18 protein-coding genes and 2 tRNA genes are annotated in these 24,952 nt (G+C 62.2%); 5 read left to right on the top strand and 15 right to left on the bottom strand.

What is annotated here, in order from left to right; translation table 11 throughout:
* The first annotated feature begins 8 nt into the window (after positions 1-8).
* Entirely contained in the window at positions 9-605 is a 597-nt protein-coding gene (pgsA, locus tag EK373_RS29530) for a CDP-diacylglycerol--glycerol-3-phosphate 3-phosphatidyltransferase (protein WP_269813759.1), read from the top strand.
* Between the two features lie 51 nt (positions 606-656).
* Here the strand turns inward: pgsA and EK373_RS29525 are convergent.
* From EK373_RS29525 to EK373_RS29485, 9 genes are all read right to left on the bottom strand, one after another.
* Positions 657-730 (bottom strand) — tRNA-Cys (locus EK373_RS29525).
* Positions 731-823: 93 nt separating this feature from the next.
* Positions 824-899 (bottom strand) — tRNA-Gly (locus EK373_RS29520).
* Positions 900-1,022: 123 nt separating this feature from the next.
* The gene (locus EK373_RS29515) at positions 1,023-2,099 is read right to left on the bottom strand and encodes an alpha/beta hydrolase (RefSeq protein WP_157994598.1); all 1,077 of its coding nucleotides are present in this window, start codon (positions 2,097-2,099) and stop codon (positions 1,023-1,025) included.
* Positions 2,100-2,118: 19 nt separating this feature from the next.
* Entirely contained in the window at positions 2,119-2,955 is an 837-nt protein-coding gene (locus EK373_RS29510; protein WP_129648663.1) for a MerR family transcriptional regulator, read from the bottom strand.
* Positions 2,956-3,020: 65 nt separating this feature from the next.
* Positions 3,021-4,538, bottom strand: a complete 1,518-nt coding sequence (locus tag EK373_RS29505) for an MFS transporter (protein WP_129648661.1) — start codon at positions 4,536-4,538, stop codon at positions 3,021-3,023.
* Between the two features lie 5 nt (positions 4,539-4,543).
* Positions 4,544-5,650, bottom strand: a complete 1,107-nt coding sequence (gene bglB / locus EK373_RS29500) for a beta-galactosidase BglB (RefSeq protein ID WP_129648659.1) — start codon at positions 5,648-5,650, stop codon at positions 4,544-4,546.
* A gap of 12 nt (positions 5,651-5,662) precedes the next feature.
* On the bottom strand, positions 5,663-5,986 hold the full coding sequence (locus EK373_RS29495) for an L-rhamnose mutarotase (RefSeq protein ID WP_198683746.1): 324 nt from the start codon (positions 5,984-5,986) through the stop codon (positions 5,663-5,665).
* A gap of 3 nt (positions 5,987-5,989) precedes the next feature.
* The gene (locus EK373_RS29490) at positions 5,990-7,540 is read right to left on the bottom strand and encodes an alpha-N-arabinofuranosidase (protein ID WP_129648657.1); all 1,551 of its coding nucleotides are present in this window, start codon (positions 7,538-7,540) and stop codon (positions 5,990-5,992) included.
* 95 nt (positions 7,541-7,635) lie between these two features.
* Positions 7,636-10,407, bottom strand: a complete 2,772-nt coding sequence (locus EK373_RS29485) for a TonB-dependent receptor (RefSeq protein WP_129648655.1) — start codon at positions 10,405-10,407, stop codon at positions 7,636-7,638.
* A 279-nt stretch (positions 10,408-10,686) separates the two neighbouring features.
* On the opposite strand from EK373_RS29485, the gene EK373_RS29480 reads away from it, so the two are divergent.
* The gene (locus EK373_RS29480; protein WP_129648653.1) at positions 10,687-13,434 is read left to right on the top strand and encodes an exo-rhamnogalacturonan lyase family protein; all 2,748 of its coding nucleotides are present in this window, start codon (positions 10,687-10,689) and stop codon (positions 13,432-13,434) included.
* A 49-nt stretch (positions 13,435-13,483) separates the two neighbouring features.
* Here EK373_RS29480 and EK373_RS29475 read toward each other — a convergent pair whose 3' ends face one another.
* Positions 13,484-14,764, bottom strand: a complete 1,281-nt coding sequence (locus EK373_RS29475; protein WP_129648651.1) for a PQQ-dependent sugar dehydrogenase — start codon at positions 14,762-14,764, stop codon at positions 13,484-13,486.
* Positions 14,765-14,862: 98 nt separating this feature from the next.
* On the opposite strand from EK373_RS29475, the gene EK373_RS29470 reads away from it, so the two are divergent.
* Entirely contained in the window at positions 14,863-16,974 is a 2,112-nt protein-coding gene (locus EK373_RS29470) for a spermidine synthase (protein WP_129648649.1), read from the top strand.
* On the opposite strand, the gene EK373_RS29465 is transcribed toward EK373_RS29470, so the two are convergent.
* The 5 genes from EK373_RS29465 to zwf form a co-directional block, all read right to left on the bottom strand.
* Positions 16,967-17,977 carry an ATP-grasp domain-containing protein gene (locus tag EK373_RS29465; RefSeq protein ID WP_129648647.1) on the bottom strand — a complete coding sequence of 337 codons (1,011 nt, stop codon included), beginning with the start codon at positions 17,975-17,977 and terminating at the stop codon, positions 16,967-16,969. The genes EK373_RS29470 and EK373_RS29465 overlap by 8 nt on opposite strands.
* Positions 17,978-18,107: 130 nt before the next feature.
* Complete coding sequence (locus EK373_RS29460; RefSeq protein WP_198683745.1) at positions 18,108-18,872, bottom strand: BON domain-containing protein; 765 nt, start codon at positions 18,870-18,872, stop codon at positions 18,108-18,110.
* A gap of 166 nt (positions 18,873-19,038) precedes the next feature.
* On the bottom strand, positions 19,039-20,016 hold the full coding sequence (locus EK373_RS29455) for a glycosyltransferase family 2 protein (protein ID WP_157994597.1): 978 nt from the start codon (positions 20,014-20,016) through the stop codon (positions 19,039-19,041).
* A gap of 72 nt (positions 20,017-20,088) precedes the next feature.
* Complete coding sequence (locus EK373_RS29450; RefSeq protein ID WP_198683744.1) at positions 20,089-21,687, bottom strand: amidase; 1,599 nt, start codon at positions 21,685-21,687, stop codon at positions 20,089-20,091.
* Between the two features lie 111 nt (positions 21,688-21,798).
* Positions 21,799-23,262: a glucose-6-phosphate dehydrogenase gene (zwf, locus tag EK373_RS29445; RefSeq protein WP_129648641.1), complete on the bottom strand. Its 1,464-nt coding sequence runs from the start codon at positions 23,260-23,262 to the stop codon at positions 21,799-21,801.
* Positions 23,263-23,439: 177 nt separating this feature from the next.
* On the opposite strand from zwf, the gene EK373_RS29440 reads away from it, so the two are divergent.
* Together EK373_RS29440 and tfpZ are read left to right on the top strand one after the other, a co-directional pair.
* The gene (locus tag EK373_RS29440) at positions 23,440-23,949 is read left to right on the top strand and encodes a hypothetical protein (protein ID WP_129648639.1); all 510 of its coding nucleotides are present in this window, start codon (positions 23,440-23,442) and stop codon (positions 23,947-23,949) included.
* 70 nt (positions 23,950-24,019) lie between these two features.
* Entirely contained in the window at positions 24,020-24,775 is a 756-nt protein-coding gene (tfpZ, locus tag EK373_RS29435) for a TfpX/TfpZ family type IV pilin accessory protein (protein ID WP_129648637.1), read from the top strand.
* Positions 24,776-24,952: the final 177 nt, after the last annotated feature.

Raw genomic sequence — 24,952 nt, 5'->3', positions numbered from 1 at the left:
TCGCCCCAGTGACTTTTCCCATCGCGAACATCCTGACCGTAGCGCGGATCATCATGATTCCGCTGGTGGTCGTCCTCTTCTATATGGACCAACATTGGGCCAAGGCGGCCACAGGTTGGATCTTCATCCTTGCGGCCGTCACTGATTCGCTCGACGGCTACCTGGCGCGCAAGCTCGGCCAGATGTCCGCGCTCGGCGCGTTCCTCGATCCGGTGGCAGACAAGCTGATGGTCGCGGTCGCGCTGATCCTGCTGGTCAGCTACGACCCGCCGATGCTGGAGTTCATCAAGTTCGATCCGCACACCCTGATCACCCTGACCGCAGCGGTGATCGTCGGCCGCGAAATCACCATTTCCGCGCTCCGAGAATGGATGGCGGAGGTGGGCGCGCGGGGCAAGGTCGCGGTATCGTCGATGGGCAAGGTCAAGACCATCTTCCAGATGACCGGCTTATCGATGATGCTGTTTCGCGAGGATGTGTGGTTCATCCCCGCATTCGAGCTGGGCTTTTACTGCCTGGTGGCCGCCGCCGCGCTGACGCTCTGGTCGATGGTGGTTTACCTACGGGCGGCGTGGCCGGACCTGATGCGGTCGAGCTCGAAATAGCGGCTTCGGCCGGGCTTTCGCTCGGCATACATCGCTTTGCTTTGGATTGACTGGAGGCTCGGGCCGGAATCGAACCGGCGTAGACGGCTTTGCAGGCCGCTGCATAACCACTTTGCTACCGAGCCGTAGGAGTGGGTAGGAGTGGTGAAACCCCAGCTCCCGCCGATGCCGCCCTCGACCTTATCGACGTTCTAACTTATTGGCGGCACTAAAGAAATTGGAGCGGGAAACGAGGCTCGAACTCGCGACCTTAACCTTGGCAAGGTTACGCTCTACCAACTGAGCTATTCCCGCGTCGCGCCCGGAAGCCGTGGCTCCCGGAAGAGGCCGCTATTCTATGTTTGAGCCGGCAACTGTCAAGGCGATCCGTGCACTTAGCACAACTTTCTTTCAATGCACGGTGCGAATGACGGCTCCTCAGGTCGGCGAGCCCAGGATCCTCTTCAGCCACTCCAGCATCACGCTGACCGCCGGCTCGGCATTTACCTGGCCTTCCTTTTCCGCGAACGCGGCGGTCGCATTCGGATACTGCGCGAAGTGATGGTTCATACGCGGGATCTCTACGAAGGTGCCGCGTCCAGGCGACTTTGCGTTGGCGATGCGCGCGATGAGAGAGGTGGCGTCGCGAGATTCGAACCAATCGTATTCGCCGTAGAGAGCGAGCACGGGGGCATTTACCTTTGTCCACGCGGCGGCCCAGTCCGCTCTCTGAGCCTGTTGATGGAAGGCGAAGGGGCGACCGTAGTGGCTATCTGCGGTTGTGCCGACGATGCGAGGCCAGACAGCGCCGACCGTCGCGTCGGCGGCGGCGATCTGAGCGGGCGTCTGGGCCTGAATCAAGTATCGCTCGAAGAACTGCAAACGCAGCGTCATCTCACGCGCGAGCTGATCCGGCGCTGTGCCTTTTAGCTCCAGCGCATTGCGCTCGAACTTCAGCATGCGCTCGGCCCAGGTCGTCGCGCCGGCACCCCAGATCATGACGCCCGCGACGGGTTGATCGGCAGCGATGAGCGGCGCGTACGTTCCGCCGATGCTGCCACCGAAGATCACTATGCGTTTGGGATCGACGTCATCCCGAAGCCGCAGATGTTCCAAAGCCTGGCGGTGATCCGCAAGCTCCGTGTCGTAGTCCATCGTGGCGCAATTTCCTTCGCTTGCACCGACGCCGCGCTTTTGCGTTCTCCACACCAGCGCATTCGAGCGCCGCACGACTTCTCTGAGCATGGCGGACCAGCCGTCGCGTGGGTTGTCCGAGATCGCAACGGTGTCGCACGATAGCCATTGCACGAACAGAATCGCGGGCAGGCGACCCGTCACGGACGCGGGCTTCGTCACGATTGTTTGAAGCTTCACGCCATCGCGGAGCGCAAGCGTTCCATACGTGGTCGTTATGTTGGGATGCGTTTCCCGGTTCTCGGCGGCGCCTGCCATTGCGTGGATGAGAAGGCTCGATGCGGTCGCGAGCGCCATAATCACGTTGGACAGGTGCGTCATTGCCGTCTCCAGTGGACTGTTAGATGGACACCACCGGCGCCTGCAGTTCGGTGACAAAATCCGTGCTGCTTTTCGCCAGCACCGCAGCCGGCAACGAATAGCCGATCTGGTCCGCGCCATAGCGGTGATAAATCTCGCGCAGTGGTCCAGCCAGGCGCATGCCACTGAGGTTCATCCATACCAGCAGTTGAGAATAGGCCAGCGGCGTTTGCTCATAAGGACCGTGATAGGTCACCGATGCGCTGGCTTCACATCGAGGCAGGACATGCGTGCCGAGCTTCGCAACGCTGTGCTTTACCGGGATACAGATCTCGACGTCCACATCCTGTTCACGGTAGTCCGCATCGTGAAATATCGTGAACGGACTGGCGGGACTGCGCGCGTGCTCAGCTGCCACAGCGGACTCGGCTGCTTCGAATAGTCGCTGCATCGGGACGCCAAAATGAGGCACGCGCTCGCGCACAGAGTAGACTTCGATCGCCGGTGCGTCTCTCAACAACACGGGCGGTTGATTCGCCGGACTGCGTTGATCGAGCGCCATCCGCAACGCTTCCAGGCGACGCAAGCGCGCCTGATCGGCAGCAATGCTTTCGGCAAGTTCGTGCTGGCGTGTGGCTAGTGTCGCCGCCAATGATTCGGCGTCTGCGTGCAGCAGCTCATGGATCTGCTCTAGGGAAAAGCCGAGATCCCTCAGCAGCAGGATGCGGTGCAGTGTCTGCAGCTGGGAAGCATCGTAGTAGCGATAGCCGCTCTGCCGGTCCACATGGCTCGGCTGCAACAGCCCGGCATCGTCATAGTGATGCAGGGTCTTTATCGTGACACGCGCCAGCCGCGAGAAATCGCCGATCCGGAACATGGCCGCCTCGAAAGTGCCGAGGCGGCTAGCTTGCACCCTGACGTAGCAGGAGAGTCAACGGTTTTCTAAAGCGTAGCTGCCGCATCAGGCTGCTGCGCATCGCCTTTGCGCGGACGGCCCCAGAGTTCCTCGTACCGCCAGCCGGTGAGGTCTTCGACGATCCGTCGGCTCTCCGCGTCGGGCACGGGATCGGGCTGCTGCTTGAACCGGACGATCTCCCGCATCAGCACCGCGTGCGTATCGCGATCGAGCTTGAAGCGTAGCGACACGATCCAGCCGAACGCGAGCAGCGTCAGCGTGCCCAATGCGAGCATCAGCACGATGGTTTGCACAGCCTCAGGCGATTGGCTCGTATTCCCCGAAATGAACCCGCCGGCCTGCAGCACGAAGCCGACGCCCATGACCGCAGCGGCCTGCGAAGTCTTGCGAATGAAGGTCATGACACCTGCGAACGCACCTTCGCGGCGGCGGCCGGTGACGATCTCATCGACATCGGCCATGTAGTTATAGGTGTTCCACGGAATGTAGTTGAGTCCGCCGCGGCCCAGGCCAGCGACCAGCACCGGAGCGTAGACCCACCATGTCGGCACGGGGTGCATTTGATAGAGCGCGACGAACCCCAGCACAGCGGCGGCGTACAAACTGACAGCGATCCGATACGACGGCGCCGGATGCAGCCGCAGGCACATTGGAATGAAGACCGCGACGGAGAGCAATTGCGCAAAGGCCATCGTGCCCATCATGTTCGATGCAACGACGACACTCCCGCCAATCGCGAACACGATGAAGTAGGTGAACACGGCATTGAAGATGTCCTGGCTGATGTAGCCGCCCAGGTACATGCCGAGGTGCAGTCGAAACGCTCGAATCCTGAGCGTGGCGATCAGATCGGAGTAAAGCTGCGTCAGCCGCCGCAACGGCGACTGGTCGCCATGATCGACCGCAATGCTCTCGATTTCCTCGCGGGGCCGCTCCCAAGTGAACGTGAACACGACCAGCGCAACCAGCATGAAGATCACCGAGAAGATCATGCCGAGATAGAAGAATGTCTCAGCCGAGCTCTTGCCGAACGCCTCGATGATGCGGCCGGGCAGGACGCCGGCCAGGATCGCGGCAACCTGCCCGCACAGAATGCGAGCGCCGGCGAATTTCGCCTTGACCTTGTAGTCAGGCGACATCTCCGCGGCCAGTGTTTCGTATGGAATCAGCTCCATCGCGTACACGACCTCGAAGAACACGTACGTGACGAGGTAGTACCAGAAGCTCATGCCGTCGATCCACATCAGCGCGAAGCTCGGCAGCAGCGGCACGGCCAGCAAGACAAAGAACCGCCGACGGCCGAAGCGTCGGCCGAGAGCGGTGCGATGGAAATGATCGGAGATGTAGCCGATCAGTGGACTGGCCACGGCATCGAACAGCCGCGCGATCGCGAAGATCGCGGCGGCTTGCACGGCGGTGAGACCGCAGAAGGTCGTGTAGAAGAACAGGATCCAGCCACTGATGACCGACATCGCCCCGGCGCCGAGGAAGTCATTGCTGCCGTAGGCGAGGTAGTGGCCGAAGCGGACCGTGCGTGTGGCCATGGCGATCAGATACGCGTGCGCAGGTATTCACCCAGGCACAGCATGGCCATGGCCTGGCCATAGGGCATGGGCGTCAGCGGGATCTTGCGATAGAAGTCCAGGTCCGAGCCCATGGCGGTGCCAAAAGAAACATTGCGCAGCTCGCCGGTATCGCTGATGTTCTCGAGCACGCCCGCGACGGCGCGCAGGGCAGTGTCCAGATATTTCTCCGGCAGGTAGCGCCGGCGGACGGCCTTGAGAATGCCGTAAGCGAAGCCGGCTGTAGCGGAGGCTTCCAGGTACGACGAAGGATCGTCGATCAGCGTGTGCCACAGCCCGCTCGCGTCCTGATGTTTCTGCAGCGTGCGGACTTGCGCTTTTAAGGTGTCGATCAGGAACTCGCGCAGCGCGTCGCCAGGCTGCAGGTTCAACATCTCGATGAATTCGGGAATCGCGATGGTGACCCAGCAATTGCCGCGTGCCCACAGCGCCTCGGCGAAATTGTGGCGCCCATCGAACGTCCAGCCGTGGAACCACAACCCGGTGCGGCGGTCGTGAAGATACTTGATGTGGATCAGGAACTGCCGACGCGCTTCTTCCAGATATTGCGGCCGTCCCAACACCTGGCCGATGCGCGCCAGCGGCAGCACGCACATCATCAGGGTGTCGTCCCACAGCTGCTGTGGATTCTCGGAATTGAAGACGATGTGTTGCAGGCCGTCCTCTTCGGTGCGCGGCATGTCGTGCATGACCCACTCGGCCCAGGTGTCCAGATAGGGCACATAGGTCGGATCGCGGTACTGCTCGTAGAGGTTTGCCAGCGTCAGGAACGGCGCCATGGTGTTGACGTTCTTGGTCGGTGTGCCGGCGGCGAAGCGATCGCGGAACCAATCCTTGATGACTTGCAGGCAGCGTGGATCGCCGGTGAGCTGGAAATACTGCTGAATGCCGTACAGCCCGATGCCGTGCGTCCACTCCCAGTCGTTCCAGCCCTTGGTGTCGATGACGCGGCCGTCCTCGAGCCGCAACAGGAATTCGCCGGAGGAGTCTTTCAGGTCAACCAGATTGGAAATCAGCAGCTGGACGGTGCGATGCAGGCGTGACGTGTCGTAATCACGAAGCTGAACGGGCATGAAACGTTACCTTCAATCCAAATGAAACATGGGCACGAGCGGCCACTCGCGCGGTCGCAGATCGGGCTCGGTCTCCATCAGCTCCGCCATGTACAGCCACCAGCGCTTCATCACGGGATGGTCGGGCAGCTCTTCACGGCGATGTCCCGGGCGCAACTTCAGCACCGCGAACAGCTGCAGCGTTTTCGGGTCGAGGAAGATCGAGTAGTCGTAGATCCCCGCCTCGCGCAGTGTTTCAGCCAGTTCTGGCCACAACTCATCGTGGCGCCGCCGGTATTCGTCGACTCTGCCGGGCTTCAGCTGCATGCGGAAGGCGATGGTATTGGATTTGCCCATGAGTTACCTCTGACTCAATACGAGCAGCGCTTTGGCGGGCAGCTCGATCTGCAGCCGATCGCCGCGCGCCGGAGGAACCTTGAACGGAGCGGGGCGCACGGCATCGGGTGCGTCGAAGGTATTGATCGCATCAGTGCTGGCAGCGGTCAAGATCTGCCCTTGTAGCGCCTTGCTCGCCTGGCCCGGCAGGCGCAGCTCGACCGTGGCGGCCCGATGAGGGTCCAGATTCGTGAGCGCGATATGCAGGGCACCGGCTTGATCTCGCGCGGCTGTGCCATGCACGGCCGGAACACTCTCAGCGTCAAGCTTGTACTCGGCCGTCGATATCTCCACCGGAACATGAGTGGCACCTCGGAATGGCTTGTACAGGGCGAAGGCGTGATAGGTCGGCGTCTTCAGCATCTTCGGTCCGTCGGTGAGGATCATGGCCTGCAGCACGTTCACCATCTGCGCGATGTTCGTCATGCGCACGCGCGCCGCGTGACGATGGAAAATGTTGAAGTTGACCGCCGCGACCAGCGCATCGCGCAGGCTGTTCTGCTGATACAGGAAGCCCTCGTTGGTGCCCGGCTCGACGTCGTACCAGGTGCCCCATTCGTCGACCAGGAGCGCGACGCGTCGCTCCGGGTCGTAGCGATCCATGATCTGACTGTGGTTGGTCAGGATTTCGTCCATGCGCAGCGTGCGTTTGAAGGTCGACATCCATTCGGACTCGGGAAAACGGGTCGCAGCCCCTTTGTCCTTCCATTCGCCGCGCGGCAAGGTGTAGTAGTGCACGCTGATCGCATCCATGTGCTTGCCAGCCTCGCGCATCAACACTTCGGTCCATCCGGTGTTGCTGCCGTTCGCGCCACTGGCGATGCGCTGCGGCTTGTTGTCACGCGGAGTTTTGATGAAGGTCGCGTATTGTCGATACAAATCTGCGTAGAACTCGGGCCGCATGTTGCCGCCGCAGCCCCAGGTCTCATTGCCGACCGCGAAGTAGTGCAAGCGCCAGGGCTTGTCGCGACCGTTCGAACGACGCAGCTGTGCCAGCGTCGAATTGTTGTCGGCGGTCATGTATTCGACCCACTCGGCCATTTCCTGCACGGAGCCGGTGCCGACGTTGCCATTCACATAGACCTCGGCGCCGATCATTTCGGCGAAGTCCATGAACTCGTGCGTGCCGAACGAGTTGTCATCGACGACTCCGCCCCAGGTCGTGTTGATGCGCGTCGGTCGACGGTCGCGAGGACCGATGCCGTCGCGCCAGTGATATTCATCGGCGAAGCAGCCGCCGGGCCAGCGCAACACCGGCACTCCCAGCTCCTTCAGCGCAGCGAGCACATCGTTGCGCAAGCCGCGAGTGTTGGGAATCGGCGAGCTCTCGCCCACCCAGACGCCTTCGTAGACGCCGCGGCCCAGATGCTCGGCAAACTGGCCGTAGATTCCTGGATCGATCACGCTGCCGGGCTGGTCGGTTTGCACCGTCACACTGGCTTTGAACGACTCCGCTCGGGCGGCGGAAAAAGAAACGACGGACAACAGCAACAGGGCCAACAAACGAATGGTCATGTCTCTTGCTTTTCCTTGATGCCTTCAGATCGGTTGCGAGACGGCGCGCAGCCATGAAAGGGGGCTGTCACACTGCGCGCCGCCTCGAACCGCACTCACAATCGCGCCCGCACTCCGAGAAAGTAGCGCGATCCGTAAGTCTCGTTCGCGATCCGTCGTAGCGCAGTGTTGTGCTCGATGCGCTGGTCGCCGAGCAGGTTGATCGCCTCCAGGAACACCGTGAACTGCGGCAGGATGTTGTAGCTCACGGAGGCGTCCAGCGAACCGAAGTCTTCGTTGAACTCGGGGAGTGCACCACGGCCCGACGCGCTGACCAGCCACTTCTCGCGCCAGTTGTACGACGCGCGAGCGCCGAAGCGTTCGTTCTCGAAGTACAGGGAGTAGTTGTAACTGAGTCGCGACAGGCCGGGGAACGGCAGGATTTCATTCGTGATGAGGCTCTTACCCTTGAAGCCTTCGTCCTTCTGATAGGTCACGTTGGCGAGCGCACCGAAGCCGTTGAAGGGTTGCGGCAGGAAATCGAATGCGTATTGAGCGCCGGCCTCGATGCCGTTGATCGTGACATCCTCGCCGCCGTTGACCGGGAAGGCTACGGTATAAAGAGTGCCGGTGCCGTCGTCGCTCTCCTCCTGGCGCGACGTGTTGATGACGAACTCTGAAATCTCCTTGCGGAACGCGGTCGCGGAGAGGAAGCCGTCTTGCGTGAAGTACCACTCGAGACCGAGGTCGTACTGGAGCGCCTCATACGGTTTGAGCGCTGGATTGCCGCGCGAACCGGTAAGACCGACGCTGTCCAGCGAGCGGCGGAATGCCAGCTGGCTCGGGTTGGGCCGCGCGAGCACCTTGCCTGCCGTCATGCGCCCGACAAGGTCATCTCGCAGGTCGAAGCGAAGATTTAACGAGGGCAGCCATTTCTTGTAGCCACCTTCACGCGAGGCGCGCGGGAATTCCACATTACCGGGGCCATGTTTGATGCGGTTGTATCCCAAGGACAGCGTGTCCGTGTCGACATAGCGCACACCCAGCGTGCCGCTGATGGGAATGGCGAGGCCGTCGAACTTGAACGAGCCTTGCACATACGCCGCGTTGGTTTTTTCCTCGACCTCCCAGGTATCCAGGTAATTCTGGAAGCTGTTGTTGGTTTCGGCGTTGGGATTGAATGCGTATGGATCGATGTTGCCCAGGCCGCTCGCGGCGATGGTCGCGTCGTACGTGGGGTCGCCATTGTCATTCCAATATCGGATCCCGCCGAAGCCGAGACCGCCAGTCTCGAAGAAGCGCACGTCGTTGACGCCCGAATTGGAGTTGATGATGTCCTGGATCACCGACTGCGGAACGTCGACGCTGATGGTCGAGCCGCTGCTGCGGATGCCTGTCCGGCTGGTCAGCTGAATCGTGCGCTGGAACAGGATGCTGTCCATGGTCAGCTCGCGCACTTCGACGCCGGTTTTGATCGAGGTCAACCAGTTGCTGTCCGGCAGATATTCCACGTTGAACTGCGCGCTGGTCTCTTCTTGAGAGTTGGTTCTGGGATTGAACACGGCCGTGAGATTGTTGACCGCATCGGCCGTCGTGGTGTCGATGCCAGGGAACGTGAAGTTCGGCGCGCCTTCGCTGTTGTTGTAGTCGACGATCGCCCGTGGCACGCCGAAGATGGTGGCCACCGAGTTCTTTTCGTCGTTCTGCACTTCGGCCGACGCGTAGGTCACGCGGCCGTCGAGCTTGAACGAACCCACGTTCCACTCGCCACCGAACGCAGTCGTGTACTGCTCGCGCTCGAGCGAGCCGCCGATGTTGCGATAGGCGAGATCGGTTTGAAACAGCGGATGCGGGATCACTTCCAGGTGCGTCACCGTGTTGTCCGGTCCGACGACACTATTGGCGTAATCGATCAGACCGCTCGCGGCGCTGAGCTGCATCAACATGCTGCTCACCTGTTCCTCGGCCTTGGCGTAGGTGCCTTCGGCAAACACTTTCAACGCATCGGACGGCGCCCATTCGACGATGCCAAGGAAGGCGGGGCGTTTGGTCTCGCGACGGTCGAGCGCGTAACGCGGGATCTCCGGAATCCAGTCGAGCGTGCCATCGCCATTCACATCGGTGCCGCGGCCTGGCGTGGACCCGGAGCCCGTGGCCGTGGGTGCCCGACGCAGCCAGCCGGTGGTGCGGGCGTTGTGACTGTCGAGATGTCGCTCTTCGTAAGTCACTGCACCGAGGACGCCGAACGTATTATTCAGGAACGTACGACTGCCGATGAGCGCGAGCTTGGGGTCGTACTCTTTCGCGAGATCGCTATAGACCATCTGGGTCGAGCCGGCGAGATACGGCTCGGTGCTGTCCAGCGGACGACGCGTGATCACCCGTACCGTGCCGCCGACGCCGCCTTCGGTCATCTCCGGCGTTGAGGACTTGTACACTTCCAAGCGGGTGACGAACTCGACCGGCAGATCGCGAAAGTCGACATCGCGTCCGCCGCCGACAGTGAGCGAGAGGGCAGTGACGCCATTGATCTCGACGCGATTCAGTCCAGGCTCGGCGCCGCGGATGCTGACGCCACGGCCTTCGCCATCCTGTCGACTGATCTGCACACCGGTGATGCGTTGGAGCGCTTCACCGAGGTTCTTGTCCGGGAAGTCGCCGATGTCCTCGGCAGAGATCGCATCGACCACCTGGATCGCCTCGCGCTTGACCTCGAGCGAGGAGCGCAAGCCTGCGCGGATGCCGGTGACGACGACTTCTTCAAGCTCGGTCGGCTCGGCGCCGATTGCTGCTGTCGACCATCCATGTAACACCAACACGGAAGTGGCCAATGCCCACGGCGCGCGCGTTGCAGAGCGCTGGCCGCGATATCGCAAGATATTCGCCATGGAGTCCCCCAATCACGTTCATTTCTGGTCGCCGAGTGCTGCCTGCGAGCGCGCTCAGCGGTGCTTTGAGCATCCGGCAGCCCGGCCGTGACACCGGCAACAATCCGGCACGACATCCGATCGCCGTTGCTAATATTTGCGCTAGTTTGATCGAATTTGCAATCATTTGTCAGAGAAATCGTCTTTGCACCGCAAAAGATCGCCGGTATTGATCAATTTCAATCGCGACTGAGCGCGGATCGAGCTCAAGATCGCGCACTCGTCGGAACGGGGGATGGAATGACGAAAGGAATTTCGCGACGGCACTTCATAGCCGGCAGCGCGCTTGCACCAGCCGCGTTCAGCGGCGCTTCGAACTCACAAGTTACGGCGTCCGCTGCGACGAGCGTGCTCACCGAGCAAACATACGCGAAGGGTGCGTGGTGTCATTGGCTCGACGATCGCGTGCCGGATGTCGCGACCGGTGCGACCTGGGGCATGCCCTGGCCGCGGAGTAAACATTCGCCGCGAACTCAGTTTTCCTTGCGTGACCGCGATGGCAATCGCGTGCCGCTGCAGAGCTGGCCGCTCGCCTATTGGCCTGACGGCTCGCTGAAATGGACGGCTCATGCTGTGGCGGCAAATGTGACTTCCAAAAGCACGGCGTTTCAGATCGAACCGGGTCAGAAGGGACCGGCGCCTTCGACTTCGCTCGCCGTCAAGCAGGACGCGGGCGCAATCGAGATCGACACGGGAGTCATCACTTGCGGTGTTCCGCGTTCCGGACGGTTCTGCATCGATTCGATCCGTCGCGGCGACCAGGAGCTGCTCAAGAACGGTCGCTTGATCGCCATTCGCCAGAACATGTTGCCGGAGGAGGAGCCCGATGGCACCTTTAGGCAGGAAACGTTCGAGTCGCTGATCGAGTCGGCAGAGATCGAACACCAGGGGCCAGTACGCGCGGTGATCAAAATCACCGGCCGGCATGGACGGCTGAATGGGCGCCTCTGGCTGCCGTTCACACTCCGGCTGTATTTCTATGCCGGCGGCGAGGATGTACGCGTGATTCACACGTTCGTCTACGACGGCGTCGAACGGCGGGATTTCATTCGAGGCATCGGCCTGCGATTCGATGTGCCTCTGGTCGATGCTCTTCACAATCGACACGTTCGCTTCGTCGGCGAGGACGATGGTGTGTTCGGCGAAGCGGTCCGTGGCTTGACCGGTCTGCGTCGCGACCCCGGTGTCGATGCGCGCGAGGCGCAGACCGCCGGCCGGGAAGTAACGTCGATCGAAACGAGAGTGGCAGAAGGGCTCGAGTTGATTCCCGCTTTCGGCGACTGGACCTTGGTGCAACCGACGGCGGATTCGTTCCAGGTCCGCAAGCGCACGGCTGCACGGCATGCGTGGCTCGATTCGAGTCGCGGTCGTCGTGCGTCCGGACTGGGATATATCGGCGGGCCCAGCGGCGGCGTCGCCTTCGGCATTCGCAACTTCTGGGAGAGTCATCCCGCCCAGTTGGACATTCGAAACGCACGCACCAAGCAAGCCCAGGTCACGATGTGGCTGTGGGCGCCGGACGCGCCGCCGATGGATCTGCGCTTCTATCACGACGGTCTGGGCCAGGACACGCACGAGAAGCAGCTCGAAGGTCTCAATATCACTTACGAAGATTATGAGCCCGGCTTCGGGACACCGGTCGGCGTTGCGCGCACCAGCGAAATGCGGTTGTGGATGCTCGAAGCGACGCCTGCTCGCGAGCGTTTCGCGCGGCTTGCAGAAGCGGTGCGCACGCCGGCCGTGATGGTCGCCGTGCCACAAACGCTGCACCAGGCCGGTGTCTTCGGCCGCACGTTCTCGCTGCCTGATCGAGCGGCGGCGAAGCAAGCACGCATCGAGGAGCAGTTGGACTGGTTGTTCGATTTCTACGAGAAACAGCGCGATCAACACAGCTGGTACGGCTTCTGGAATTTCGGCGACGTGATGCACACCTACGACTCGGACCGCCACACCTGGCGCTACGACGTCGGCGGGTACGCCTGGGACAACTCGGAGTTGTCGACGGATATCTGGCTCTGGTTGTACTTCCTGCGCACCGGCCGCCCTGATGTGTATCGATTCGCAGAGGCGATGACCCGACACACGGGCGAGGTGGACGTTCATCACTTGGGCAAGTTCGCGCCGCTCGGCTCGCGACACAATGTGATGCACTGGGGCTGCAGCGCCAAGCAACTGCGCATCAGCACGGCCTTGAATCGTCGCTACTATTACTTCCTGACGGCCGATGAGCGTGTCGGCGATCTGTTGCGCGAGCAGTTGGAGGCCGCGCGCACGCTGCGCACTGTGGTCCCCGAGCGGAAGCTACCGGAGGCGCAGGACCGACAACGCGAAACCGCCGATGGTGACTATGCGCGACTCGGGTTCGGAACTGACTGGGGCTCGATTGCTGGCGCGTGGCTGACGGAGTGGGAGAGAACGGGCTCGCGCCAGATGCGCGATCGTCTGGTCGCGAGCATGCGATCGATCGGCCGCCAACCGCAGGGGTTCTTCACGGGCGGCGGACGCATGAATCTGAACAGCGGCGCGTTCGATATCGCCAAGGACAAAGCGCTCAATGTTTCTCACCTGAGCGCCGCCTTCGGGTTGCCCGAGGTGTGTGCGGAATTGATCGAGTTGTTGAAGATTCCGGAGTTCGAGCGCGCCTGGGTACAGTACTGCACGCTGTACAACGCGCCTTCAGAGCAGCAGAAGACAGAGCTGGGCGAGAGCTTTGGCGAGTTGAACTTGGGGCAGGGGCACTCGCGACTGACGGCTTATGCAGCGAGCGTGAAGCGAGATCCGGCACTGGCACGGCGCGCGTGGCAGGAGTTTTACGCAGGACGGGCCGGGTTCAAACCGGAGCAACGCTTTGAGACAAAGCCAATCAGCGGACCGGCGGTGATGAATCCGGTGGATGAGGCGGTGTGGGTGTCGACCAACGAAGCGGCGCAGTGGGGCCTGGCCGCGATCGAGTGTTTGGCGTTCGCCCCGGACGGGCTTCACATCTAACCCAAGGGATCGCGTGCCCCGCAGTCGAGGCACGCGATCTCACTTCCGATCAGCTCTTTCGCGCAATCCTCAGCAGCTCGCCATCGGCGGCTTCCGTGACGACGTAAACCGCGCCATCCGGTCCTTGCTTCACGTCGCGGATGCGGCGGCCGCGATCTTGCAGCAGCCACTCTTCGCCGACGACCTTGCCGTCCTGCAGTTGCAGGCGGACGAGCTTGGTGCTGGCCATGCCGCCGACGAAGAGGTTGCCTTGCCATTCGGGGAACATGCTGCCGTCGTAGAACATCATGCCGGACGGCGCGATGACCGGATCCCAGTAGTACACCGGCTGCTCCATGCCTTCCTTCGCGGTGATGCCGTCACCGATCTTCGGGCCCGCATACTCGATGCCGTAGGTGATGACCGGCCAGCCATAGTTCAGCCCCGCTTGCGGCTGGTTCAACTCATCGCCGCCGCGCGGGCCGTGTTCGATGGTCCACAGCTTGCCTTGTGCATCCAGCGAGGCGGCCTGGATGTTGCGATGGCCGTACGACCAGATCTCCGGCTTGGCGTCGCTGCGGCCGACGAAGGGGTTGTCGCTGGGGACGCTGCCATCGGGATTGAGGCGCACGACCTTGCCGAAGTGGCCGTTCAAATCCTGCGACTGCACGCGTGTTTCGGGCAACGAGCGCTCGCCGAGCGCCAGGAACAATTTGCCGTCGGGCGCGAACACGATGCGCGAGCCGAAGTGCAGCTTCGAGTCCCACGTCGGCATCTGGCGGAAGATCACTTGCACGTTCTCGACGCTGCTGTCGTCGGCCGACAGCACGCCCTTGGCGAGTGCGGTGCCGTTGCCGCCGTCACGCGGCTCGGCATAGCTCCAGTAGATGGTGCGATTGGTCGCGAACTGCGGGTCGAGCGCCACGTCGAGCAGGCCGCCCTGGCCTTCGAAATAGACCTTGGGCAGTCCTTTCAAAGGCGCGGAGATCTTGCCGTCCTTGCCGACGATGCGCAGGTTGCCCTGGCGCTCGGTGACCAGGATGCGCTGATCCGGCAAGAATTCGAACGCCCAGGCGCCGTTCAGGCCCTTCGCGACTTCCGAGATGTCCAGAGCAAATTCGCTCTTCAGGCCAGGAGCGCGAGTCTGGCCGGCGAAGGCAGGCTTGAAGTCCTCGCCATTCGGCGGACGTGTTTCGAGCGCTGCGCCCGCGCCTGCGGTCGAGGCAGAGGCTGCGGGGGTACTCGCGTCCGCTGCCGTCGGCGTCGCTTCGCGCGAACAGGCGGCACACAAGGTCAACAGCGACAGAGTGGCCGCCTTCAGCAGCGATGAATGCTGGTACGTCGGATGCATACGATGTCTCGCAATGTCTCGTTGGGAAGGATGAGTCATGCTGCGGAGTATATGCGTTATCCTCGGAAGTTATGAGCGCCCAGTCATCCGCAGAATTGATGCCCGACACACGGGCACGCTGGACACCTCTATACGCCGTTACTGTGATCGTCGGCGCGTGTCTGTTGTTCCTGGTTCAACCGCTGATCGCGAAAATTATTCTGCCCTGGTTCGGCGGCAGCTCCGCCGTGTGGAGCGCCGCGCTGGTGTTCTTCCAGGCGTGTGTGCTGGGCGGATATAGCTACGCACACTGGCTCAGCAGTCCTGCTTCAAATAATCGCGGGCCACGTCGGCAAAGTCTGATTCATGCCGCGCTGCTGATCGTCAGCTGCCTGATGATGCCCATCCTGCCCTCGGAAGCGTTGCGGCCCGACGGGACGGGCGATCCCGCGCTCCAGATCTTGTTGCTGTTGACGGTGACGGTCGGTCTGCCATCGCTGATGCTGAGTGCGACCAGCCCGCTGCTACAGGTCTGGTACATGCGCCGGACCGGGAGCGAGCCGCCGTATTGGCTGTTCGCGTGGTCCAACGCGGGGTCGCTGCTGGCGCTGCTCAGTTTCCCGCTGGTGCTGGAGCCGGCATTTACCTCTCGCACACTGGCGCTGGGATGGAGCGCACTGTTCGTCGTGTTCTGCGTGCTCTGCACCGGCATCGCGTTCTTGAACAGCAAACAACCGCTCTCCGAAGCAGCGGTGGCCAGCGACGCTGTCGACAAGGCCCGTGCCCCCGCGCCGACGATGGGGCGAATGGTCCTGTGGGTGCTGCTATCCGCTTGCGCCTCCGGGCTGCTCGTCACCGTCTCGGCGAATCTCAGCGCGAACGTGGCGCCAATTCCGTTGTTGTGGGTGGTGCCGCTGGCGCTGTATCTGCTCACGTTCATTCTGGCCTTCAGTCATCACCGCATCTATCACCCGACCTGGTATTTTCCTCTGGTGGCGCTATCGCTCGGCGGCCTGGCGTATCTGTACACACAGCGCCTGGAAAACTGGCCGATTCAATACGTCGTGCCAGCGTATCTGGCGAGCTTGTTCGTCATCTGCATGGCCTGTCACGGCGAGCTGGTGATGCGGCGGCCCGCCGGAGCGTATCTCACGCGCTTCTACTTGTTGGTTTCACTCGGCGGCGTGCTGGGCGGTGGGTTCGTGGGATTGATCGCGCCGAATATATTCGACACCTACATCGAGTTCCCGCTGCTGCTGGTGCTGATCGCCGAGTTGTACGTGATGCTGCAATGGTATCGGCGCGGATCGCGACGAACGCTATTGCTGATACGAGTAGCAATGGTCCTTGGCGTCCTCACGTTGATGGGGGAACTGCTGCGTTCGGAGCTGCAGGATCGCAGGCTGAGCGTGCTGGTGCAGAGAAACTTCTATGGCGTGTTGAGCGTGCAGGACGATCCCATCTCCTACGAGCTGGCGCGTCGATATTTGATTCACGGCACGATCAGCCACGGTTATCAATATCTGCACGAAGAGTTGCATCGGGTGCCGTCTTCCTATTTCTCGAAACATTCCGGCGTCGGGCTCGCATTGACGGCGTTGCAGTCAGAAGGGCCGGTGCGAATGGGCGTGGTCGGATTGGGAGTAGGGGTGCTGTCGGGCTACGTGCGAAAAGGCGACTACGCGCGGCTGTATGAAATCAATCCGCAGGTGCTCGAGATCGCGGACTCGCACTTCACGTTTCTGCCCGCGGCAAAGAAGGCCGGTGACGTGGAGGTGCTGCTCGGCGACGCGCGCTTGACGCTCGAACGTCAGGCGCCGCAGGCGTTTGACCTGCTCGCCATCGACGCATTCTCGAGCGACGCCATCCCGACGCACCTGCTGACGCGCGAAGCATTCGAGCTGTACTTCAAACACCTGAAGCCGGAGGGCGTGCTCGCCGTGCACATCTCGAATCGATACATCGATCTGGTGCCGGTGTGTGCAAGGTCCGCGCAGTACGTGAATCGAACGGCCCGAGTCGTGCGCAGTATCAACGATGGCACCTATGACACCAGCATCTGGGTCATCGTCACATCGAACCAGGAGCTGCTGGCGCGACCCGAGTTCCAAAGCTCGGACACGTACGAGGCAACCGCACCTGAGTCATTCGCCGGGTGGTCGGATCAATACAGCAGCGTCTGGCCGCTGATGCACCTCCGAGGGACTGCGCACGCCACGGCGGCTAAGTAGGCTCGCGTACCGTTGTAGGCGTGGGACGACTGTCGAGGCGCACGGCATTACGCAGCGAGTCGAGCAGTCGTTGCCAGGATGTGCGGCGACGGACACTGGTCGGCAACCCGAGCCGATCGCGCATGGCGCTGAAGATCGCGTCGGGCACGCTGATGCGACAGGCCTTCTCCAATCCTTGAAAGCCGGGCGAGGAGTTGGCCTCGCAAATCCGATAGCCATCGGCGTCGAGCAGAATGTCGACGCCGGCCACATCGAGACCCAGCGTGTTCGCGACACGCACGGCGAGCTCTGCCATGGCCGGCGGCGGCTCGAAGGCCGTACCCACGCCGCCCAATGAGATGTTCGATTTGAAGCTGCCGTCGGTGGAGCGTCGTTCCATCGCGGCGACGGCGCGCCCATTGATCACCAGTACGCGCACGTCACGACCGTGACTTGCTTTTACATACTCCTGGAAGATGAAGTCCGCGCTCGATTGCGCACCATCGAGCAGAGTGGCCAGGTCGTTGAACTGTTCGCGATTCACGCACAACAACACGCCGTTGCCCCGCGTGCCACGCAAAGTTTTCACGACGACCGGAAAGCCGAGCTCGCGCTCGATCACGCCCACGTCGACCGGAAATTTACCCAGGATGGTTTTGGGAATCGGCAGCCCCGCGCCGGACAGGATTTGCAAAGTTTGCAACTTGTCCGCAACGGCTTCCACCGCAGCCGGGCCGTTGACCATCGCGATGCCCTGGCGCTCGAAATGGCGCAGCACGGCCAGCGTGAAATAACTGGTCTCGCTGCCGGTGCGAGGAATGATCAGGTCGGGCTTGGTGAGCTTGCGGCCTTGATACACCGCCGACCACCCTTCGGTGGAATCGACGATGAGCTCGAAATCACGAGGATTGAGCACATCGAGGCGGATGCCCGCTTGCGCGGCGGACTGCTGGAAGCGGAACACTTCGGCTGCTTCCGGAACGTCGCGACGGAGTTCCCGATGAAAGAGAAGCCAACAATGCATGCGACGGTCCTCGTCGTTGAGGTCAACAAACCCGCATGCTGCCCGCGCCACCGTGGCATGTCCATTTCAGAGCGGTTACAAACTGCCTGACCGCGGCACACGTTCCTTGCGTGCCGCTGTGACGACAGGCTCAGCGAATCTGGCCACCCAGCCGAGTAGATTGATATTCCGTAGATTGTGTTCCAGTGGCCTGCGTTCCTTGCGTGCCCTGTGTCTCGCTGACAACGCGGATGTTGTTGATCACATCGCGCACGCCGGACAAGCGCTCGATCAAGTCTTCCGCATGACGCTTCTGCATGCGCGAAGTAACGGTTCCGGTGAGCGTCACTTCGCGTTCGTTCACGGTGACTTCGATGTCGCTGGCATCGATGTGATCGTCGTCAGTGAGGCACTGACACACGTCGTCTCGGATCCGGTCGTCGGAGCGACGATAGCCGCGCGGTCCTCGACCGCTGAACTGACCGCGAATCCGATCGGGTGCGTACGGGTCGAACGAGCGGCCCCCGTACACCAGATCGTCGAACTCCTGGCTATCGGTATCGCGGCGCCACTGCGTCGTAGGCAGGCCGGCCTTGGAGCCGAAATAATCATAGTCATATTGGGAGCCGGCGCGCGTCAGCGGATGCTCGCCGTAGAGTGGATTGCGGCTGGAGCCGCCGTATTCGGTATCGCCGGCCTCTCTAAAGCGCCCGTGACCAGCGCCGCTATATGAGTCCTCCCAGCGATCGTTGAAGCGACGACGCTCGTCGTCGTAGTCCCGGTGCTGATCCGCGCCGAAACGGGCCTCGGAGTCTTCGCGCCACGATTCTCGCGACAGCGGATCCATTGGATAGCGGGGACGCTCGTCGCGCTCGTCGCGCTCGCGGCGGCCTCGAAAAAAGTCTCTCAATGCCATAGTCGTGTCCTCGCGCTTCGGTGATTTTCCGACGACTGCGTATCAAGCGCAGCTAGCAAGGAACAAACGGGTCGGCTTACCTGCGGTTCCTTGCGGAATGGCGCAGGAGCACGCTGTCATATATTTCTTTCAGAGCGTCATGTCGCTCTGCGAGCTGCAACGATGCTTACTTCGCGAGGCCCTGTGGCAGCGCCGCGACCAGACGTAACGAGCCTTTGAACTTGCGCAGCCCCGAGCCGGGAAACTGCAGGGCTTCTTTATAAGTGCGCAGACCGGCGCGCACCTGCCCCCGTCTCATTAGTGAGAGCGCCGCGTCGATATGCGCTTTGATGAGGCGTTCCCGGTACGGCGCGACATCGCGATCCCGAGTGACGTGCGGCGCGAGTGATTTCAGGCCGCCGAGCTTGGGAACCGCAAGGTCAGGGGCGCCTTGGCCGGTCGACTGACGCACGATCGCCAGGACCTCATCGGTGAACACGACCATGCCTCGCATGAACGCTTGCAGGGCGAAGCTCGTGTCGGCGCCTTGCCCCAGGGCCGGCTCGAAGCGCAGGTTCTCGATCGCACTCCGGCGGAACATCATCACCTGCAGATACGCCGGAATGTCGCTGCAAGTCACCAGTGCGCCGAACGCTCGTTCCTTCGGAATGCGACCGTGCGCATTCGGCGCGTCTTTCAGCAGCACCGGTCGTTTGATTTCGGGATAGAGCTTGAATTGATCGCCGAGCATCTTGCCGGTCGAGTCATCGAGGTGAACGAAATTGCTGAAGGCGCAGGCGATACCCGGATCTTCGGCGAGAAAGTCGTGCATGCGCTCGGCGAAGGCGGGGCTCCAGCGGTCGCCCGCGAACAGAAAAGTGACGAACTCGCCGCGAGCGGCCTCGAGGCCGGCGTTGCAGGCGCTGGCCGTGCCTTCGTGCGGCCGGCGGATGTACTGGATTCGCGGATTCTTGAAGCCGCCCACCACGGCCGCCGTGTCATCGCTAGAGCCGTCATCGACGACGATGATCTGCTGGATCGGTAAGGTCTGCTCGAGGATGGAATCGAGCGCCTCGGCGATCCGGTGGCCGCAGTTGTAGCTGGGCACGATGACGCTGATGGAGGCTTGGGGTCGGCGGGTCGAGGTGGGTTCGGGCGTTGCCATGAGGCGCATTCTACCTGCACGTGTAAGGCAGGCATCGGCGGCAGCAACAGAGCTGCCGCCGGTTGACAGCATTTAAAGCGACGGCACGGCCGGGGCGAACGCCTTCTGCTCGGTTTCGAGCGTCGGCGTGAACTTCGGCGTGATACGCGCCTTCGCGCGCTGCTCGAACGCGTAACCCGCCGAGAGCAGCACATCTTCGGACCACGGCGCGCCGATGAACGACATTCCCAACGGCAAGCCCTTCAATTCACCCATGGGCACGGTGAGGTGCGGGTAGCCGGCCACGGCGGGCAGGGAAGTGAACGAGCCCGGCGAGCGAGTACCGTTGATCGAATCGACACGCGGGGCGACGCCGGTGCTCGGGGCGACAATCAGATCCAGCTTGTTTTCGCCCAGCATTTTCATGATGCCCTGAACGCCGGCCAGACGCTTGCCGTCGGCGCGTGCGGTCATGTACTTCGCATCGGTCAGCGGCGGCATGCCGTTCGCCTTCTCGAAGCCGTCCTGGCCGAACAGCGCCAGTTCCGCCGGCGTCTTCTTGTTGAATTCGATCAGTTGATCGAGGGTACGAACGCCGATCTTGGCTGGGGAACCGGCGAGGTAGGCATTGATGTCCGCTTTGAATTCGGCGTAGAGCACCGTTTCCTCGGCCTCGTCCAGGCCCGGCAGGTCGGGCATCTTGATTTCGATCAGCGTGGCGCCGGCTTCCTTCAGGTGGTTGAGCGCTCGCTCATACACGGGCGTGAGATAGGCGTTTCTACCCGGCTCGAAACGCAGCACACCGATGCGCTTGCCATTCAGCGCCGTCGGCACGAGACCCTTGGTGTAATCGGACTTGGCGCAGCCGGCGGAGGGCGGATCGCAAGCGGGCGCGTCACCGACCAGCGCGGCGAGCAGCAACGCGGCGTCCCTCACGTTCGTCGTCATCGGACCTGCGGTGTCCTGGCTGTGCGCGATCGGAATGATGTGCTTGCCGGAGAGCAGCCCCAGGGTCGGCTTCAATCCCACGACGCCGTTCATTGCCGATGGACAGATGATGGAGCCGTCGGTCTCTGTGCCGACGGCCACTGGCGCCAGACCAGCGGCGACGGCAGCGCCACTGCCTGCGCTCGAGCCGCAAGGCGTGCGATCGAGGACGTGCGGATTCTTGGTCAGACCGCCGACGGCGCTCCAGCCGCTGGTGGAGCTGCGGGAGCGGAAGTTTGCCCATTCGCTCAAGTTGGTTTTGCCGAGGATGATGGCGCCGGCCGCGCGCAGGTTGGCGGCAATCGGGGCATCGCGCTTGGTCAGGTTATCGATCAATGCCAGGGAGCCCGCGGTCGTCGGCATGGGATCGGCGGACTCGATGTTGTCCTTCAAGAGCACGGGGATGCCGTGCAGGGGACCGCGTGGACCTTTGGTCTGCAGCTCTTTATCGAGCGCACGGGCTTGTTCGAGCGCGTCGGGATTGACTGCGATGACGGAGCGCAGCTGCGGACCATTCCGATCGATGGCCTCGATCCGTCGCGTGAATGCCTCGACCAGCTCGACCGAGGTAGTTTTGCGCGCGTCCAGATCGGCGCGCAGTTCGCTCAACGTGCGAGTGTCAGGCTCGTCAGCCGCGTGCACGGCGCCGGCTGCCGCCGACAACGTTGCTACCACCGCCCAGAAGCTCCCCTTCATCGACAGCATTGTTGGTTTCCATCGGCGCCAGATTGGCTTTGGCGGGAACGTATATCCAACCTGCGGCTCAGCGACAAGGAGCATCGAGCCGGCCGGGAGGCTGCGCTCCCTGTATACAGATCAACTGCCCAACTTGTCCGGATCGCGCCAGACGCGCTCGAACGGCAATCGCCAGGCGCGGGGCGCGATCAGTTGATGGATGGCATTCGGCCCCCAGGAGCCTTGCGGATAGGGGCGGATGGGCGGCGGATGCTCCAACAGCCCGGTCGAGAGCGCCCACAGTCGCTCGATGCCTTCGGCGGTCGTGAACAACGTGCGATCGCCGCGCATCGCATCCAGGATCAAACGTTCGTAAGCCTCCAACACATCGCCGATCAGGCCGGTGTCACGCATGGCGAATTGCAAACTGAGCTTGTCGAGCCGCATGCCCGGGCCGGGACGCTTGCCATAGAACGACAATGACATCTTCGACTGGTCGGCCAGGTCGAAGGTGAGATGGTCCGGGCCGCGCTCGCCTATACCCGAGCCGGCTGGAAACATGCTTTTTGGCGGCTCGCGAAACGCAATCGAGATGATGCGCTGGCCTTCGGCCATGCGCTTGCCGGTGCGCAGATAGAACGGCACGCCGGCCCAGCGCCAGTTGTCGATCACACACTTCAAGGCGATGAAGGTTTCCGTGTCCGACTGCGGATTCACGCCTTCCTCGGAGCGATAGCCGGCGTACTGCCCGCGCACCACGTCGCCAGGCTGAATCGGGCACAGGCTGCGAAAGACTTTGTATTTCTCCTCGCTGATCGGGATAGGCTCGAGCGAGGTCGGCGGTTCCATGGCGACGAAGGCAAGGATCTGAAACAAGTGAGTGACTACCATGTCGCGGAACGCGCCAGTCGCCTCATAGAAGGCGGCGCGCGTTGCAAGGCCGATGCTCTCCGGCACGTCGATCTGAATATGATCGATGAAGTTGCGATTCCAGATCGGCTCGAACAAGCCGTTGGCGAAGCGGAACGCGAGAATGTTCTGCGCCGGCTCCTTGCCGAGGAAATGATCGATTCGAAAGATCTGATCTTCCTTGAACACCTCGTGCAGCTGGCTGTTCAGGTGCACGGCGCTCGCGAGATCCACACCGAACGGCTTCTCCATCACGATGCGAGATCGCTCCACCAGCCTGGCCTCGCCGAGCATGCGCACGGCCGACAACGCGGCATTCGGCGGTACGCTGAGATAGTGCAGGCGGCGGATTTCGCCGGTGAAGGCGGTCTCGGCCTTGTCGACTGCGGCCTTGAGCGCTGCGGCGCCGGCGCTCAGCGGCACGTAGTCCAGGCTGTTGGCAAAGTCCTGCCATTCCGAATCGGCCACCGGCCGTGCCGAAAATTCGGTCAGCGCCTCACGTGCCAGTTCGCGAAAGCCATCGGGGCTCAACTCATCGAGCGAGACGCCGACGATGCGGCAGCCCGGAATGAAACCGACGCTGGTCAGATGAAACAGGCCGGGCAGCAGCTTGCGCCGCGCCAGGTCGCCGGTTGCGCCAAACAACACCACGACTTGAGGAAAACGCGGGCCGACGCCAGGGGGAATCTTCGCCATCGAGCGCATCCGATATTCACTTCAGCGCGCAGCATAGCCCAGAGGCCGGCCGGTGCTGATCGCCACATGCCGTAGCTCGCAGCGCGCCGGCAGACATTTGTCGCCCGATTCGCTAGATTGCTCGCATAACGGCGAGAACAAGCGGCCGACGCGCCGTAGACACGAGGGGGCAGAACCATGACGCGCAATCGCGCTGTTTACGCCATTTTGTGGGGCGGCCTGGTCGCCGGCGCCATCGATATCACCTACGCGATTGGCTTTTCGGCCGCGCGCGGTGTGCCGCCGATGCGCATTCTACAGTCGGTCGCGAGCGGCCTGTTAGGCTCGCCGGCGTATCAAGGCGGCGCGGCCACCGCGACTCTTGGCTTCGTGTTGCACTTCGCTCTCATGCTGATGATCGCCGCGATCTACTACTTCGCCAGCACCCGGTTGCGGTTCCTGGTGACGCACCCGATCGGGTGGGGCGCGTTGTACGGATTTCTCGTTTACTGGGTCATGAACCTGGTGGTGCTGCCATTGTCGGCGTTCCCGAGCCAGGTAAAATTCGTGCCCATCCTGCTCATCACCAGTCTGATCGTGCACGCCTTCGGCATCGGCGTGCCGATCGCGGTCGCGAGCAGCAAGGCCCAGGCGGCAACGGGCGCCGGCCCCGGCTCAGGGTTGAATCAAAACCAGCCTGCGATGTGATTCATCGCACACACCGCTTGCCCGGAGCTTTGGATAATTTGCGAGTCGAGTGGTTGGAGCTGCGGGTTTCATGATCGTCTGGCGCGAAAAGTTTCGTGCGTTGCTGCTGCACTTCCTGATCACGGCGGCGGTGTCTGCCGTGGCTGCGGCGGTAATCTTCTTCGTATGGTTTCCGGATCCCTTCCAGGCCATGATGGGCGGCACCAAGCTGTTCCTGCTGATCAGCGCCTGCGACCTGGTGCTCGGCCCGCTGGTTTCGCTGGTCATCTACAACAGCAAGAAATCGCGACGCGCGCTGATCACCGACTACAGCATCGTGGGCGTCCTGCAGATCGCGGCGCTCGTATACGGCGTGCTGTCCATTGCCGAGGCGCGTCCTGTCTACATAGCCTTCGTGGGCGATCGTTTCGAAGTCGTGGTCGCTGGCGACCTCGCGGATGAAAATCTGCAGGCGGGCAAGGCTCCGTACCGGACTCGCCCCAAGTGGGGGCCGAAGCTGATCGCCACTCAGAAGCCGACGGATGTCGAGGAACAGAACGCGCTGCTGTTCTCGGCTCTCGCCGGGACTGACATCCAGGTGCTGCCGCGCTACTACGTGCCATACGAGGCGGCGAAGGAGCAGATCAAACAGCGCGCGAAGCCCATGGAGGCGCTCTACAAACATCACCCCGAGGCCAGACAACTGGTCGAGGATGCCAAAACCGGCGTGCCCGAATCTGAGCTACGATGGCTGCCGATCCGCGGCCAATCGTTCTGGACCGTGCTGCTGGATGCGAACGGCGGCCCGCCGCTGGCGTATCTGCCGCTCGATCCTTACGAGTCCTAACCCCGATCGATTCGTTATCTATTAATACGATGTTACCGCTGTAACGGGGCCGCCGACGGTATATTCCGCCGGGGTCGGTCACCACGCGTGCTCTGCCGGTGACTCAGTCACAACCGCTCCGTGACTGACCCGTTGACCGTCCCGATCTTAGATTGCAGCCGCCCTCAGGGAGGGGCG

This window comes from Peristeroidobacter agariperforans (assembly GCF_004138335.1).
In the GTDB taxonomy this organism is placed as follows: domain Bacteria; phylum Pseudomonadota; class Gammaproteobacteria; order Steroidobacterales; family Steroidobacteraceae; genus Steroidobacter; species Steroidobacter agariperforans.
This window is presented reverse-complemented; position numbering and strand designations above follow the sequence as displayed.